Source organism: Sulfuricurvum sp. PD_MW2, assembly GCF_002633015.1.
Lineage (GTDB): Bacteria > Campylobacterota > Campylobacteria > Campylobacterales > Sulfurimonadaceae > Sulfuricurvum.
In genome coordinates, this window is sequence record NZ_NSIU01000023.1 from 21419 (window position 1) to 36006 (window position 14588).

Consider the following 14588-nt stretch of genomic DNA (forward strand, 5'->3'; position numbering starts at 1 on the left):
GCTCTTAATGATGGTAAATATTTTTGCAGACAGTACCGCTCTTTACGATACCCTTAAAGAACCTTCTACTGCTGTTATGGCTGCTGATCCAATCTCTTCAGCAATAATCCGAAACGATCCGATCCTGCCGATAGACGATGGGTACAAAGACTATTTTCCACAGAATGTGAATGTCAATCAACAACTCCCTAATCGGTATGGAAGTGTTATCGAAGATTCGATCTATTTGCAAGGGGTGATGCTCTCTGCAATTGCCGTTTTGGCACTTATGCCCGAGAGCATCACCAACTGGAATGCCGCAAAACTCGAAGAAAAATCGCTCTCGCAACGATGGAAAGATCATGTATCCACTGCTCCGGTTTGGGATAATGACAATTGGTTCATCAACTATGTCGGGCATCCCGTTTCGGGTGCTTGGTACTATACGATGGCGCGAAACGATGGATTGAATATCCAAGAGTCGGCTATTGTTTCGGTTTTGATGTCTACTTTTGTATGGGAATACGGGTATGAAGCGTTTGCGGAAGTCCCCTCGATTCAAGATTTGATATTTACACCGCTTTTCGGATCGATCCTCGGAGAGGGGATGTTTGTATTGCAGGGAAAATTGGATAGACAAAACGGGATGATCTTTGGTTCAAAGAAATTGGGAAATATTGGTTATTTTCTGATCGATCCTTTGGGCAATATTGCCGCTTGGATGAAAAGTGGACTAAATTATTTTCATATCAATGCCGATGTCACAATGACAATACAGACCTATCCCCTTGCAGGTAAGGAAAATCGATCATGGGAGAGCCTGAACACTCCACCGTCTTTTTCCAACCATGAGAGAGAATACGGTTTTATCATCCGTATTCAATAATGGAAAATAAACATACTATTTACACGGATAGGGTATACTTCCATTATAACTTCGGTTACCACGTGGGGGCGACATGGCTTCGACTGGATCAAGAAGGTTTAGGTTGCATCGCCGGACTGAGCAGCTCCGTTATACGGCTCACCTTGCTTAAACGCAAACAACACTAATTACCGTCCTGCTTACGCTGTAGCGTAAGTTTAATTTAACTTAGGACTGCTCTACCTCTCTATGCTATCACCGAGAGGGTTTGGGGTATAACCACTGCGATAGCTATATTCTCAGAGTGCCTCGGATGGGAATGAATTTAGAGGATAGTGTGCTGTAGATTTGCACGTTGTGTGAAAGCCCACGAGATTTAAACAACGTTACTAAGCATGTAGACGCCTTTACTCACTTGGTTTAGGACTCCGGTTCAATCCCGGACGCCTCCACCAATCTTTCAGCCTATTTCAAGTATTTTTTTCCTCATTTTATTTTTTTGTGTCCAAAGCAAACTGAATTTGAATCACAGTGTTACCGTGTGTTTAAAAGCAGGATGATTTTTTTTGTATAATTTCGCATTTACATGGAGAAACGATATGAAAAAATTATATAGTTTGGTTGCAGCCGTTGTTCTCATGAGCGGATGTTCGTATCAAAATGAAGCGATACAGCTTTCAGCGTATCAACCGCAGTATTTAGGCAAAACGACACAAGATCAAAACAGTGTTTCGTTTGTATCCGTAACGGATGGAAGAGATGATAAAACATCGATTGGATATGTTGAAGCCAATGGCGTAGTGACGTCAAAATTTTACAGTTATGTTGATTTTGCAAGCCGATACAAAGAAGCGATTAGCAGTGCGATGCAAGCTGGCAAGTTTAATATGGCAAAAAATGCAGCAGAAGCAAATGCAATTATTGGGGTAAAAATTAAAACGATTCAGATCGTGTACAATGATACAAATAAATTTGATGAAAATCTTCGCGGTAAGATCGTGATTGAAGTGACCCGCACAAAAGGAGATAAAACGCTAGTCCAAACGATCACTCAGCAAGAGGGTAAATGGATAAAACCATCCTATACCTCTAAGGATATAGAACCACTCTTGGATTCACTATTCACCGATAGCATTAACTCGATCGCGGCTAAATTGGCTGAATAAATAAGCATAAAGTATTTAGAAACGTGTTGCGATTCCAAAACCGATAAAATTCGAAGAGTATCGGTTTAATCCCAACCCAACATTAAAATCGAGTTGAATATCATTACTCAACAAATAGGTCATACCCCCATCGATTGTTTTGGTATCGTGCATACTGGACTCTGAGGGCATGATCGTATAAACCTCAATAAAACTCCCGATGCTTTCTGTGTGAGCAAATGAAGCCCCTAGCGAGAACTGCTGATTGTAGATTCTGTTGCTATCTATCTGAGATGAACTTGCTTGAACGGTGCCGAAGAGCGTATTCTCATCTGAAAGTGAATAATCCCAGAGCAATCCGACTAACGGATCGGTACTGTCCGAAGTGGATGGAGCGGTTCCGGTGGGAAGAGAGAGAACTCCTAATAGCGTCAAATTGTACTGCTCATTCTCAATAAGTTTGTATTTTCCACCGACCGCCAAATCGGCTTTTGAATGTGCAGTTGGTGAGCCATCTTCTTTGTCTACATTAATACCATCCCATTGAATGTCAAACTCTGCATTTTCAGAGATTCCGGTGCGTAAAACCATCAGAGGAAGGGTGTGTGAAGAGGGTTTTGTATCATAATTGTTGAATGTGTATTGATAACCGAGTTCAACATTCACAACATTGGGCTTCACGGTTCGCGTACCGGTTGAAAATCCGGGACGATCTGGGGTGATGGCATCATCGTGAGCCCATCCATTGATGGTACACAATGCTACCAACAAAAAAGAATATGATTTTTTCATCTTGATCTTTTTATATAAAATTATCTGTAATATTAACGTTAAATAGTTTGAAAACTATCTCATTTGTCGGTAATGGAGACTCTCATGATTTTCTCACGTTAAATCCCTACAATAACATCATATTTTTCTATAAAGGCTGAACAGTGAAATTAATTTCCTTTGTTTCTTCGGCACTCTTTTCTTTATCACTGTATGGTGCTATGGGCTCATCGGTGAGTATCCCGACGCAACAGCATCTCAAATACACGTTTGGAAACCATCGAAACCATCCGGTACAAATCATGGAAGAAAATCAATATTATAAATCGATTGCACCGATGAAAGAAGCGGATGTACGCAACCATCTTTCCAATCAAGGGTATAGTATTGGAAGTATCCAATTGCGTGATATCGCGTCTGAATTGGTCTATCAGGTGTACGCTCGAGATAATACGTCGAAAAATATAAAACTCTATGTAGACCCAAGCAATGGATCAATTTTAAAAATGGAAGCATGCCAATGAAATTGAGATGGGGATACAGTTTGGTGTTACTCCCTTTTTTGGGACAAGCGATCACGTTTAATGAACTCACTAATCGTGCATCTGAGGTTTCGGAAGAGTTGATCGAATCAAATGGGCGTATGAATGCGATCGGTTTTGAAAAAGCTTCGGCGCTCGCGGGAGAACCATTGAGTATTGAAACATCGGCACGAAACATCAGAGCCGATAATACCAATGACAGTGGAAAAGAGTATGGGATCATGCTTGATTATGCGTTCAAGTTGCCTTCATTTAAATCAGCCAAGGCCAATGAGTTTGATGTTCAGAAAAAAGAGACGGAACATGAAATAGCCGCTCGAAAAGCATTGATACAAGTTGCGCTAAAAAGGGGATGGCTTTTGTATCAGTTGGAGTATCAAAGAAGCCTGATCTTAAGTGAAAAACGTGATTTTTCTTATAAAGCGTATCAAATCGGAGAGAAAAAGTTCAAAGCGGGACGGTTATCGCAGATGGAGCTTTTGCGTTTGGAGAACGAATACCAAAGTACACTCCAAGAACTTGCAGCCGTTTCGATGGAAGCCGAACATGCACAGCATTATCTCAAAGGTGCCCTAATGTCAGATCAAGAGGTGATGGTGGATGATCTGAATTTTGCATTTATCTCTTCTTCTGCATTGGAAGAGAGGTTGAAAAATGCACCTTTATTGAAATCGCTTGATCTTCGTATCGATGCATATAACGCTCAAATCGCGACACAGCGACACTCTACGATCGAATCGATTTCAGTAGGGGTGGGGATAACTCAAGAACCTACCCAAAACAGTCTGGATGTACGATTGAGTATTCCTCTCTCCATCAGCAGTAAAAATGAGAATAAGATTGCAGCGTTGATGAGTGAACGAAGCGCTTTAGTCAATTTACGAGAAGTGAGCCGACAAAAACTGGAATTGAGCGTTAAGGGGCTGTTTGAACATTTGAGAGAACGTGAAGAGAATATAAAAAAATTGGCCGAGAATGAGAAAAAGTACGAAACGCTTTTTACGATGGCTCAAAAAGGGTATGATGGAGGTGTAATCGGTCAGTTTGAATATCTGGCTTCCAAAAACGCTTATTATGAGGCACGTTTGCGTACGTTGAAGATGAAACAAAATTATATTGAAGAGATGAGTGTTATCGAAGAAAAAATTGGGGAGGTATGGTAATGAAAAAAAGTATTTTTTTACTTATGATTGCGACGTTGATGAGCGCAGATATTAAAATGAGCGATGCTCAAATGAAAAAAATGGGTATTGCAGTTCAGCAGGTGAGAGAGATACAATCCGAAGCAATGGGACCTTTTATCGGGACATTCGACTATAATGACAAAGGGGCTCGAAATTATACGTTGAGTTCCGAAGCAACCGTTGCAGAGTTGATGAAACAAACCGGTGATACGGTCAAACCGGGTGAAGTCATTTGTACGATTGCCTCATCCGAACTGCTGGCAAGCAGTTATGAACTCAAAGATCTTCGCAATCGACTAAAACTTGCACAAGAATATGCGCAAAAGGATCAGGCTCTTTACAAAGACGGTGTCATCTCATTACGCGAATCGCAAAAGAGTGCGTTGGATGTGATGAGTCTAAAAGCGAAAATCGGAGAAATACAGAACCGTTTCGTTTTTTCCGGTGCGGATGTCTCTCCTAAAAATGGGATGATGTTTACGATACGTGCCCGTCAAAACGGCATACTGGCTCATGCTCCTCTCAAGACTGGAGAGAAAATTGAGCCTTTTATGCCGTATTTGAAAATAGCGAGTGCCAATGCTCTAAGTGCCTTCATTAAAATCCCGCCAAAGATGATCGGAAGCGTCCAAAAGGGAGCATTACTAATGGATAAGACTGGAAAAGAGGTCGGAAAAATTACGGCTATCTCTTCGGGTGTTGATATCTTGAACAATTCTGCAACTGCGATAGCGGTATTAGCCTCTAGTAACAACTATCGTGCCGGTACATCGGGTGAGTTTTATATCACTTCACTCCAAATGGACAAATGGGTATTACTTCCTAAATCCTCAGTGACAAAATACAAAAAAAATGATATCTGTTTTGTGAAAACTGCCAATGGGTTTACCCCTCAGATCGTAGAGATTCAAAAAACCTATAAAGATCATGTTGCAATCAAACCGGCAGGATTAAATCTAACATCCAAAGTGGCAACGGATGGGATTATTATCCTCAAGGGAGCACTAAATGGATTGGGATTTGAGTAATGATTAACTCTATTATTGAATTCTCTCTCAAACAGCGTCTGATTGTTATTTTACTTTCATTGGCGCTCTTTGGGGCGGGGATATACTCATTCTATAAAATTCCGATTGATGCATTTCCTGATATCTCCTCTACGCAAGTCAAAATTATCATGAAAGCACCGGGGATGACCCCTGAAGAAGTTGAAAACCGTGTCGTTAAACCGCTGGAAGCTGAACTTTTGGGGCTTGAGAATCAAAAGCTTCTAAAAAGTACCTCCAAATATGCGATAGCGGATATCACGATCGATTTCAATGACGGTACCGATATTTACCGCGCCCGTGCTCAGGTTTCCGAAAAACTCGCATCACTCTTGCCGACATTGCCAAGCGGTGTAGAGGGGGGAATGGCACCGATTACGACCCCTTTGGGTGAAGCTTTTATGTTTACCATTGAGGGGAATCTAAGCCAAAAAGAGAAACGAGAACTTCTCGATTTCGTGATTCGCCCGGTTTTACGAGGTGCAAAAGGGGTCGCGGATGTCAATGCCCTCGGTGGTGAAGCGCGCGCGATTGTTGTACAGCCTGATTATACGGCAATGCGGGATTTAGGGATACCGCTGAGCGTTCTCAAAGAGACTCTGGAAAATAATCTCAAAAACGACGGTGCAGGACGCGTTGATGCCAATGAAGAGAGCTATCTGGTCAAAGTACAAAGCGGTGTGAAAGATGCCGGTGAGATTGCCAATATTACGATCCACTCCCATAATGGTCCGATCCGTATCGGTGATTTTTGTGAAGTTCGTGACGATGCACGCACTCGATTGGGATACGTGACCAAAGACGGTATCGGCGAAGCAACGGAAGGTCTGATCCTAACACTTAAAGGGGCTAATGCCCAAGAGACGATTGCTCAGATCAAAGAGAGATTGGAGCAACTTAAACCACAACTTCCTACGGGTGTCACAATTGTGCCGTTTTACGATCGTAGTGATTTAATCGAAAAAGCGGTTGGTACGGTTTCAAAAGCATTGGTTGAAGCTATCGTGTTGGTTATTGTCCTTTTGATGCTGTTTTTAGGTGATGTCCGTGCCGCGATTGCGGTGAGTGTCATTTTGCCGTTTTCGATCGCGATTGCATTTTTGTTGATGAAGTATTTTGGATTAAGTGCCAATTTGATGAGTTTGGGCGGGTTGGCAATTGCCATCGGTATGTTGGTCGATTCTGCGGTTGTTGTCGTTGAGAATTCTTTTGCCAAATTGAGCGAGAATAACACGTCACTGCCGAAATTGCATCAGGTTTACCGAGCAACACAAGAGGTGAGTACGGCAGTTTTTAGCGGTATTTTGATTATTGCCGTCGTATTTTTGCCGTTGTTAACGTTAGAAGGATTAGAGGGAAAACTTTTTGCTCCTGTTGCAATGACCATTGTTTTTGCATTATTCGGATCACTTCTCCTGTCATTGACACTTATACCGGTAGTCAGTTCTTTGGTGCTCAAAAGTACACCGCATAAAGAGACGTTTATCGGGAACTTTTTTGCCCGTCTGTATGAGCCGATGCTCTCTTTTGCATTGAACCGTACAAAACTCCTTTTTAGCGGAGCTATCGCTTTTTTGATTGTCAGTTTTACGTTATTCGCGTTTGTAGGGAAAAGCTTTATGCCGACTTTGGATGAGGGAGATATTATTTTGGGGGTAGAGACACCTCCGTCGATTTCGCTTGAAAAATCCAAAGAGCTGAATCTAGCCATACAGCGCACACTGATTGCAAACGTTCCGGAGATAAAAACCATTGTTGCACGTACCGGATCGGATGAACTCGGACTGGATCCTATGGGGCTAAATCAAACCGATACGTTTATTACGCTTAAGGCGCAGACAGAGTGGCAAGCCAAAAACAAAGAGGAAATCAAAGCAAAAATCCAAGAATCGCTCAAAAATTTCCCCGGTATCAGTTTTAGCTTTACACAGCCGATTGAGATGCGTATATCTGAAATGTTAACCGGTTCACGTGGGGATTTGGCGATCAAGATTTATGGGAATGACATCGATACGTTAAATACATTGAGTCAAAAAATTGCCGATACGTTAGATGAGGTAAAAGGGTCTTCCGAAGTCTTTACCACTCTGAATGAAGGGGTCAATTATCTGAGCGTAAAGCCGAACCGTACAGAATCGGCAAAGACCGGTGTGGATACGGCGGAACTCGAACTCTTTTTGAAAACTGCTCTGGAGGGGGTCACGATAGATGAACTTTCCGTGGAGAATACGAGAATTCCGGTTTTAATGCGTCTGGATGGTGAAGTCTCTCAGGATATGGAACTTTTCAAATCGTTAGAACTCCCTTTGAGTGACGGGTTTTCGGTACCGATTTCGAGTGTAGCTCAGATCGAAACGAGTGAAGGGGCTTTGAAAGTCGATCGTGAAAATGCCAAACGATACAGTACTGTTCGTGCCAATGTTGAAGGCCGTGACTTGGTCGGTTATGTGGAAGAGGTCAAACAAAAAATCGATGCGAATGTTAAACTTCCAAACGGATACACTATCGTCTATGGAGGGCAGTTTGAAAACCAACAGCGCGCTGCTGCAAAATTGATGACGGTTATTCCGATCAGTATTGGTGTCATATTTTTGATTTTATTCTTTACGTTCCGTTCGGTGAGTTCGACAACCCTTATTTTGCTCAATATTCCCTTTGCCGTGACAGGGGGGATTATCTCGCTGTATTTCAGCGGAGAGTATCTCTCGGTTCCGGCATCGGTCGGATTTATCGCCCTTTTCGGGATCGCGGTTCTCAACGGTGTCGTGATGGTGAGTTATTTCAATACGTTGCTGGGCAGCGGTTATTCGATCGATGATGCCGTTGCTGAGGGTGCACGCAGACGGCTTAGACCGGTTTTGATGACGGCGTTTATCGCTGCATTGGGATTACTGCCGTTGTTGTTTGCAACAGGTGTGGGAAGTGAGATCCAAAAACCGCTTGCGATTGTTGTATTGGGCGGATTGGTGACATCGACGATTTTAACCCTTTTGATTCTTCCTCCTGCATTTAAAATGATCTACAAAAGAGGCAAATGATGCATTTAACGAGCATGGATATTTATTTCGAGATTACTAATAAAGATATTTTAGTTGATTTATTATTGGAAGAAGGCTATGATGATTTTTATTTTTTCCCTTGCAAACGATACAGTGCGGGAGCTTTTTTGATCAGTGCCGAGGAGCAGGTGAGTGCGAGACGGGATTTTGGTTTATTTCGTCTTTTTTTACATGAGACGGAAGCTATCGTTCTCTCTGCAGCGATCAAAAAGGAATTAAAAGATAAAACCATCAAAATATTTCTCAATGAGCTAAAAGAGTTATAAATGCGAATACTGATCGCCGATGACGAACCGGAACTTTTAGAATTACTCAAACTTTCATTGCAGAATGAAGCGTGGGTGATAGATACGGTTGGTGAAGTAAAAGACGCCAAAGGATATCTTGATGCGTATACATATCAGATTTTTCTTGTGGATCGAACATTCCATGGAAAAGATTGTGTTCAGGAATTGATTACGTACGGCAAAGATAAAAATCCTTTGATGGGGATTTTAGTGTTGAGTGCATTGGGTAGTATCGATGAAAAAGTGCAAGGACTGGAATACGGTGCAGATGATTATTTAGAAAAGCCGTTTGATATCAAAGAACTGCGTGCACGATTAATGGCTTTATCACGCCGTTTTGTCCCAAAAATTAAATTTTTTGAAGACCTGGAAATAGATACACAGTCCAAAAAAATTAAAAAATCCGGAAATGAGATTCTCCTCAGCAGCAATGAGCAAAAACTATTTTTTTATCTTTTGGAACGAGAATCAATCGTTTCGCGAGATGAAATCATGGATGCCATTTATGATAATCCTGAAAATATTACCTCAAATGCCATTGATGAATTGGTCGGTCGCATACGCCGAAAGCTCCATCCGGGTATCATTAAAACCATAAAAACTCGAGGGTATTTAATTGCGATTTAAATGGGCTATGTCGTTAAAGTTTAAGATTGCCCTCATTTTTGCATTCGGTTTAGCGATAGCCTTCAGTATCAATTTAATCATTGCCGCAAAAACGATTCATACACAGAAAGAAGAAGATGTAGAAAAAGTATTGACACACCTGCTTGTCGAAAGCAACGATGAATACATCAGTAGTGTACTAACTCCTTCGAGCGATCTCAATTTTTTATACACTATTCCTCATAATATGATGATTCTATCCGATTCAGAGGTGAATGCCCTTCGCTTTATGATCTCGACCAATCCCTATCGAACAAATGAAAAATTTATTGTCTCCTCTATCAAACTTGCCAATAATTATTATCTCAATGCGATCAGCGATCACCGCAAAATTGATGAAGCGACCTATAAATATACACAGGTATTGATCTTTCGTTATGTTGTTTCATTGATCATTATTTTACTCATCACTATCGTCGCCCTTGATTTCTATATGAAGCCGTTGGAACAATTAGCCATCAAAACAAAAACGTGGAAACGAGAGAACCCTTATGATTTTGTTTTGGATGATGCCTCATCGGAGATCAAAGAGGTATCAAGCGCTTTTGAGGGATTGGTAAAGAGATTGGAATCGTATCGCCAAAAAGAGACTGAACTCTTTAAAGAAGCGGCACATGAACTCAAGACCCCCTTAGCATTAATGCGATCGAGACTGGACGTCTATGAAGTGAGTGATCACTATGAGAAAGATAAATTTATTGCTGATCTCGGGCAGGATATCGAACGATTAACCAGAGAGCTGAAAAATGTTCTTTTTCTTGAAAGTTCAGATTTTGAAGAGTCCAGCACAATAGATATCATTCATGTTTTTAAAATGCTAGAGCGAAAAATGGATATTTTGATCCAGCGAAAGGGACTGAAATTGGAACTTCCGACAGAAACGTTTACCGTAGTTGCATCGGAAAAACTGCTGTTTAAAGTTTTGAGTGCATTGCTTGAAAATGCTATTACCTACGCAAGAGAAGATACTATTGTCGAAGTAGGTTGTCTTCCGCTGGAAAGAAAAGTGTGGATTTATAATAAAATTGGAACAGAAAAATATTTGTTCAGTTCGAAAATAGGAGAGAAAATACTTAAACGTCTGCGTAGTGAAATAGGATTTGATTACAAGATCGATCAAAATAAAGACTCTTTTCAAATCGAGCTGATTTTTTTCCCAGCATAAAACTGCTTTTTACTTTCCCAATACCTCAAAAAGAATAATTTATACTTATTTTTTAATTCCATTAAAAAATAACTTTATTAAATATATTGACACATATACTACAAGATGATACAATAGTCAAATCTAATCATTGAGGTTATAAAATGTTAACTAGTTCCAGTGATGCTTATGATAGACAACATGTGATGAAACGTTTGATTGATATCTCCACTGAACACATGGTGGTAGCCTATCGGGCAAAGATGACCAACTACGAAATCTTGTTGTGTCAGGAGATCAGTTCGATCGGGAATATCTCTTTACTCGAAGTACTTGAGAAAATGGCTGACTACAAACAAACAAGCGAATTTTTGCTGTATAAAAAAGATTTCATCTTTATCTAACACGATACTGTAAAGGTCCATTATCCTACAAAGGCCATAGTATATAATATAAGTTTTATACAGTAAAAAACTTGACATTAACTGTTTTTTAGTGGTATGATACTGTAATAAACAGTTTCATAATATGGGAAAATAGATGAATATAACTATTGTCAATTTTAAAGGCGGTGTCGGAAAATCGATGATCGCTCATCAGCTTATTTCAGGGTATGGATTTAACGGATACGAGATTGATCCTTATGGATCACTTTCCGATCGATTACCTGAAAGTGTTCTACGAGTTGATATTCAAGAAAAAAAAATCGAAGAACCAAAAAAGGAAACCATTTTTGATTTTGGCGGATTTGACGATGTCAAGCTCGATCAAGCTATCAGTTATTCCGATTTGATTGTTATCCCATTTATACCGACTCTAGAGACGATACAAGGAACTGTTGATACATTGGTACGGGTCGCTTCAGCCAATAAACCGATTCTCATGGTACCGAATATGAGTCAAAAAGAGAATGATATCAATGATGCAAAATTTGTTTTTGAAGAGACATTGGGTTTTGAGATTGAAATGTTTCCGATTCCGATGAGTGTTGCACTTCAGACCGCTATCAATGAGAATTGTGCAGTGGGAGATCTTTCCAAACAAGGTGGAATCAAAGCCTATGCGTATAAAAAAAGTTCAAAAATCATTGATGATCTACACGCCAAAATACGAGAATATGAAAATCTTTAATTCGATACGATCGAGCTAAAGGAGAGGGTAAATGGAAGAAGTTAAGGAAAATAAATTTGCTTCTCGTGTAACACAACGAGAGCTCTCTACACACAAAGAGATTCAAACGGCCAAACATCCAGGCGGACGTCCGAAAAAAACAGACGAGATCAAGCAGAGCGAAAAAGTTTTTTTGACATTGACAAAAACCGAAAAAGCGAAATTGGATGAGCATACTGCGCGCACGGGTGAATCAATAGCCGGTGCAATCCGAAGAGCCTTAAAAGAAATGGGAATGATATAACAAAGGAGTATGAATGAAACGATCACTTATAGTAGCTATGTCTTTGGTAGTGTTTGCAGGGTGTGCACCGCAACCTACGGCACAGGTGCCTCAAAAAGCATGTATGAATGCTGCACAGCTAAACTCGTACGGTTATGATCATCTTGAAAAAGTAGCAAAACTGTTGCGTGAAGACAAAAAGAATATTGAAGCGTTTGATGGTTTTATAGCAACGATGAAGGGTACGGTTGATAATTATGCAGATATGATCAAATCGAGTGTCTATATCAGTAATGTTGTCCGCTTTTTACCGATACCGTATGCAGGAGAGGTTTCAAATACAACCAAGTTGGTTTCTAAAACTGTACTCAACCTCGGTGGTGCAGCGAGTGCTCTGAATCGGTATAAAAACAGTTCGGATACATTTTTAACGACTTTTGATAAAATGAACCGCACGAGTGTTAGCGGTGCTGAAATCTCAAAGTTGGCGGTATTCGCCGATACAAAACTGTTGAACGATGCAAAAGATTTGGAAAATTCATTGAAGGATATTTCAGAGTCAACAGCAGCGATGGCAGCGACTACTCAGGGAATTTCTGATGCGTTGGAAAGCACTGGAAATTATGTGAATCAAGCCAAAACATTTGTTGGTTTCTCGCAACCGGCTAATGATGATAAATCAAAAGTGGTACAAAATCGTAACTCAATCAATACTCGTATGGCACAACTTAGCCAAAAAATTGTCTCTTTGGAAAAAAGCGGCGAAGCACAACGCCTTAATATTGCAAAAGCCCGAATCTACTCAGAGTTGGCTGTACAATTGGAAAAGTAAGGTGTATGCTAAATAGTTAGAGTAAGAGAGATAAATTGAAAAAGGCTTATGCCTTTTTCATAAATGCAGCGACCAATACGATCGTTGAGCCGTTGATTTTTCCCTCGATATAGCGTGGATCATCCGTTAGACGAATATTTTTAACAATTGTTCCACGTTTTGCGGTAAATCCTGCCCCTTTTACTTCCAAATCTTTGATAAGCGTTACGGTATCACCTTCTGCCAAGATGGTTCCATTGCTATCACGTTGGATAACTGCGCCGCCCTCGTCATTACTTGCTGTGTTGAGCATTCCTGCTTCTGCCCACACTTTTACATCATCCTCAAGATACATCATTTCGAGTTGATCTTGATCTCCAAGTGCACTTAGAAGACGATATGCCATGACCTGTACAGCTGGAACTTGGCTCCACATACTGTCTCCAAGACATCGCCAATGGTCTGTATCAAGTCCTTGCGGATTTTGGATTTGGCTTTTGCAGGTTTCACAGATATAGATCGATTGATCTGCTGAACCATCACTCGGAGCGACGCCAAACGGTGCCAGACCTTCTGTTGCACCGCATAGTTCACAAATGTTTCCGCTTCGTTCACTTAATGTTTGTTCAATACTCATTCATTCGCCTTTGTTATAAAAATGCAATTATAGCGTATTAGACAATCAGAACTTTATTCGAGCACCATCTTCAAGAACGCTTCCTTTGTTCCACAACAGTGATAATGCTTTTAGCTCTTCTATAATCGTTTTTTGAAATAGCACTTTTAAATGCATGACATGAAGCGTAAAATCATTCCGATGGCATTTTTTTAGCTCATCAGCAAGAATTTTAGGCGTGAGATGTTTACTGTCCAATGCGAGAGAATCAAATCCGGAAGGAAATGAAGATTCTGTAATGAGCGTGTGGATATTTTTGCGCGCATCGAGCAGCTCCCAAATCCTGTCACATCGATAGGTATCGGCTGTAAAGAGTATGGCTGAACCATTTTTTTCAATGATGTAACCGCAACTTCCTTCCGTATGATTGGTTTTGAATGGTGTTAGGATGACATCATCGATTGTGTAAGGTACTTCAAGTTCTAAGGGGATGAATTCAATTGTTTTATCGGTATGCCCGATGAGCAGGATCTCTTCAAAATTTGGCCATATACGCTGGTTAAAAATGAATTGGCGCAAATCATCTAATGTCGACTGAAGTGCATAGATTTTTAAAGAGATACTTTTTTGCGTTACGAACAGATCGGCGAGAAAAGGGATATCGATGATATGATCTAAATGAGAGTGGGATAAAAAAATATGCTCGATAGTAAATACATCATTCCCGAATGTATTTATCAAATTTCCTGCATCAATAACACAATGTTCAGAAACACGTAAACAGGTGGTTCCTTGAGTAGGGGTACGTGTGCCGCTAGTTCCTAAAAACTCAATGTAGTCCATATCCATGTCTCCCATGATGAGTAAATGATTATAGTACAAATCCGATGAAATTAGTATTGAGTGTTTTTATTTAGTATTTGTTGTAGAATGAAATTCATTTTAGAAGGCATTAGTTTGGAAATACAATGGTGAAAGCTATATATTAATGATAGCATGTAGGTGAATTTGGATTTTTTTTGTATTTCTTTAGGAAAGGTCTTGACATTATTGTTAATTTCCCCTATAATTCCCGTCCAC

At 40.4% G+C, this 14588-nt stretch carries 16 protein-coding genes and 1 other RNA gene; 14 read left to right on the top strand and 3 right to left on the bottom strand.

Annotated elements, in window-relative coordinates; translation table 11 throughout:
- Nucleotides 1-7: 7 nt before the first annotated feature.
- From CJD30_RS09565 to CJD30_RS09575, 3 genes are all read left to right on the top strand, one after another.
- On the top strand, nucleotides 8-865 hold the full coding sequence (locus tag CJD30_RS09565) for a DUF3943 domain-containing protein (RefSeq protein ID WP_294918566.1): 858 nt from the start codon (nucleotides 8-10) through the stop codon (nucleotides 863-865).
- Between the two features lie 64 nt (nucleotides 866-929).
- Nucleotides 930-1299, top strand: a transfer-messenger RNA (tmRNA) gene (gene ssrA / locus CJD30_RS09570).
- Between the two features lie 144 nt (nucleotides 1300-1443).
- Entirely contained in the window at nucleotides 1444-2010 is a 567-nt protein-coding gene (locus CJD30_RS09575; RefSeq protein WP_294918567.1) for a YajG family lipoprotein, read from the top strand.
- Nucleotides 2011-2025: 15 nt separating this feature from the next.
- On the opposite strand, the gene CJD30_RS09580 is transcribed toward CJD30_RS09575, so the two are convergent.
- Nucleotides 2026-2781 carry a transporter gene (locus CJD30_RS09580; protein ID WP_294918568.1) on the bottom strand — a complete coding sequence of 252 codons (756 nt, stop codon included), beginning with the start codon at nucleotides 2779-2781 and terminating at the stop codon, nucleotides 2026-2028.
- A gap of 143 nt (nucleotides 2782-2924) precedes the next feature.
- Here CJD30_RS09580 and CJD30_RS09585 point away from each other — a divergent pair, with 143 nt between their 5' ends.
- The 11 genes from CJD30_RS09585 (at nucleotide 2925) to CJD30_RS09635 (ending at nucleotide 12913) form a co-directional block, all read left to right on the top strand.
- Nucleotides 2925-3284 (top strand): PepSY domain-containing protein, encoded by a 360-nt coding sequence (locus CJD30_RS09585; RefSeq protein WP_294918569.1) that lies wholly within the window; start codon nucleotides 2925-2927, stop codon nucleotides 3282-3284.
- Nucleotides 3281-4465, top strand: a complete 1185-nt coding sequence (locus CJD30_RS09590; protein ID WP_294918570.1) for a TolC family protein — start codon at nucleotides 3281-3283, stop codon at nucleotides 4463-4465. The genes CJD30_RS09585 and CJD30_RS09590 overlap by 4 nt, the downstream gene beginning before the upstream one ends.
- On the top strand, nucleotides 4465-5514 hold the full coding sequence (locus CJD30_RS09595) for an efflux RND transporter periplasmic adaptor subunit (RefSeq protein WP_294918571.1): 1050 nt from the start codon (nucleotides 4465-4467) through the stop codon (nucleotides 5512-5514). Before CJD30_RS09590 ends, CJD30_RS09595 begins: the two co-directional genes overlap by 1 nt.
- Entirely contained in the window at nucleotides 5514-8570 is a 3057-nt protein-coding gene (locus CJD30_RS09600; RefSeq protein WP_294918572.1) for an efflux RND transporter permease subunit, read from the top strand. Before CJD30_RS09595 ends, CJD30_RS09600 begins: the two co-directional genes overlap by 1 nt.
- Nucleotides 8567-8857, top strand: a complete 291-nt coding sequence (locus CJD30_RS09605) for a DUF3240 family protein (protein ID WP_294918573.1) — start codon at nucleotides 8567-8569, stop codon at nucleotides 8855-8857. Before CJD30_RS09600 ends, CJD30_RS09605 begins: the two co-directional genes overlap by 4 nt.
- Complete coding sequence (locus tag CJD30_RS09610; RefSeq protein ID WP_294918574.1) at nucleotides 8858-9505, top strand: response regulator transcription factor; 648 nt, start codon at nucleotides 8858-8860, stop codon at nucleotides 9503-9505.
- Between the two features lie 7 nt (nucleotides 9506-9512).
- Entirely contained in the window at nucleotides 9513-10709 is a 1197-nt protein-coding gene (locus CJD30_RS09615; RefSeq protein WP_294918575.1) for a HAMP domain-containing sensor histidine kinase, read from the top strand.
- 143 nt (nucleotides 10710-10852) lie between these two features.
- A complete protein-coding gene (locus CJD30_RS09620) occupies nucleotides 10853-11092 on the top strand; it encodes a hypothetical protein (RefSeq protein WP_294918576.1) in 240 nt (79 codons plus the stop codon).
- A 136-nt stretch (nucleotides 11093-11228) separates the two neighbouring features.
- Entirely contained in the window at nucleotides 11229-11819 is a 591-nt protein-coding gene (locus CJD30_RS09625; RefSeq protein WP_294918577.1) for a ParA family protein, read from the top strand.
- 31 nt (nucleotides 11820-11850) lie between these two features.
- Entirely contained in the window at nucleotides 11851-12102 is a 252-nt protein-coding gene (locus CJD30_RS09630) for a ribbon-helix-helix protein, CopG family (RefSeq protein WP_294918578.1), read from the top strand.
- A 13-nt stretch (nucleotides 12103-12115) separates the two neighbouring features.
- Complete coding sequence (locus CJD30_RS09635) at nucleotides 12116-12913, top strand: hypothetical protein (protein ID WP_294918579.1); 798 nt, start codon at nucleotides 12116-12118, stop codon at nucleotides 12911-12913.
- 46 nt (nucleotides 12914-12959) lie between these two features.
- Here the strand turns inward: CJD30_RS09635 and CJD30_RS09640 are convergent, their stop codons facing one another.
- Together CJD30_RS09640 and CJD30_RS09645 are read right to left on the bottom strand one after the other, a co-directional pair.
- Entirely contained in the window at nucleotides 12960-13529 is a 570-nt protein-coding gene (locus CJD30_RS09640) for an alkylphosphonate utilization protein (protein ID WP_294918580.1), read from the bottom strand.
- A 45-nt stretch (nucleotides 13530-13574) separates the two neighbouring features.
- Entirely contained in the window at nucleotides 13575-14351 is a 777-nt protein-coding gene (locus tag CJD30_RS09645; RefSeq protein WP_294918581.1) for an MBL fold metallo-hydrolase, read from the bottom strand.
- Nucleotides 14352-14588 lie beyond the last annotated feature (237 nt).

Bases quoted from the DNA above. Each gene is read 5' to 3' on its own strand.
- CJD30_RS09565 (WP_294918566.1), top strand. From the start codon at position 8: ATGATGGTAAATATTTTTGCAGACAGTACCGCTCTTTACGATACCCTT.
- CJD30_RS09575 (WP_294918567.1), top strand. From the start codon at position 1,444: ATGAAAAAATTATATAGTTTGGTTGCAGCCGTTGTTCTCATGAGCGGA.
- CJD30_RS09580 (WP_294918568.1), bottom strand. From the start codon at position 2,781: ATGAAAAAATCATATTCTTTTTTGTTGGTAGCATTGTGTACCATCAAT.
- CJD30_RS09590 (WP_294918570.1), top strand. From the start codon at position 3,281: ATGAAATTGAGATGGGGATACAGTTTGGTGTTACTCCCTTTTTTGGGA.
- CJD30_RS09595 (WP_294918571.1), top strand. From the start codon at position 4,465: ATGAAAAAAAGTATTTTTTTACTTATGATTGCGACGTTGATGAGCGCA.
- CJD30_RS09600 (WP_294918572.1), top strand. From the start codon at position 5,514: ATGATTAACTCTATTATTGAATTCTCTCTCAAACAGCGTCTGATTGTT.
- CJD30_RS09605 (WP_294918573.1), top strand. From the start codon at position 8,567: ATGATGCATTTAACGAGCATGGATATTTATTTCGAGATTACTAATAAA.
- CJD30_RS09610 (WP_294918574.1), top strand. From the start codon at position 8,858: ATGCGAATACTGATCGCCGATGACGAACCGGAACTTTTAGAATTACTC.
- CJD30_RS09615 (WP_294918575.1), top strand. From the start codon at position 9,513: ATGTCGTTAAAGTTTAAGATTGCCCTCATTTTTGCATTCGGTTTAGCG.
- CJD30_RS09620 (WP_294918576.1), top strand. From the start codon at position 10,853: ATGTTAACTAGTTCCAGTGATGCTTATGATAGACAACATGTGATGAAA.
- CJD30_RS09625 (WP_294918577.1), top strand. From the start codon at position 11,229: ATGAATATAACTATTGTCAATTTTAAAGGCGGTGTCGGAAAATCGATG.
- CJD30_RS09630 (WP_294918578.1), top strand. From the start codon at position 11,851: ATGGAAGAAGTTAAGGAAAATAAATTTGCTTCTCGTGTAACACAACGA.
- CJD30_RS09635 (WP_294918579.1), top strand. From the start codon at position 12,116: ATGAAACGATCACTTATAGTAGCTATGTCTTTGGTAGTGTTTGCAGGG.
- CJD30_RS09640 (WP_294918580.1), bottom strand. From the start codon at position 13,529: ATGAGTATTGAACAAACATTAAGTGAACGAAGCGGAAACATTTGTGAA.
- CJD30_RS09645 (WP_294918581.1), bottom strand. From the start codon at position 14,351: ATGGACTACATTGAGTTTTTAGGAACTAGCGGCACACGTACCCCTACT.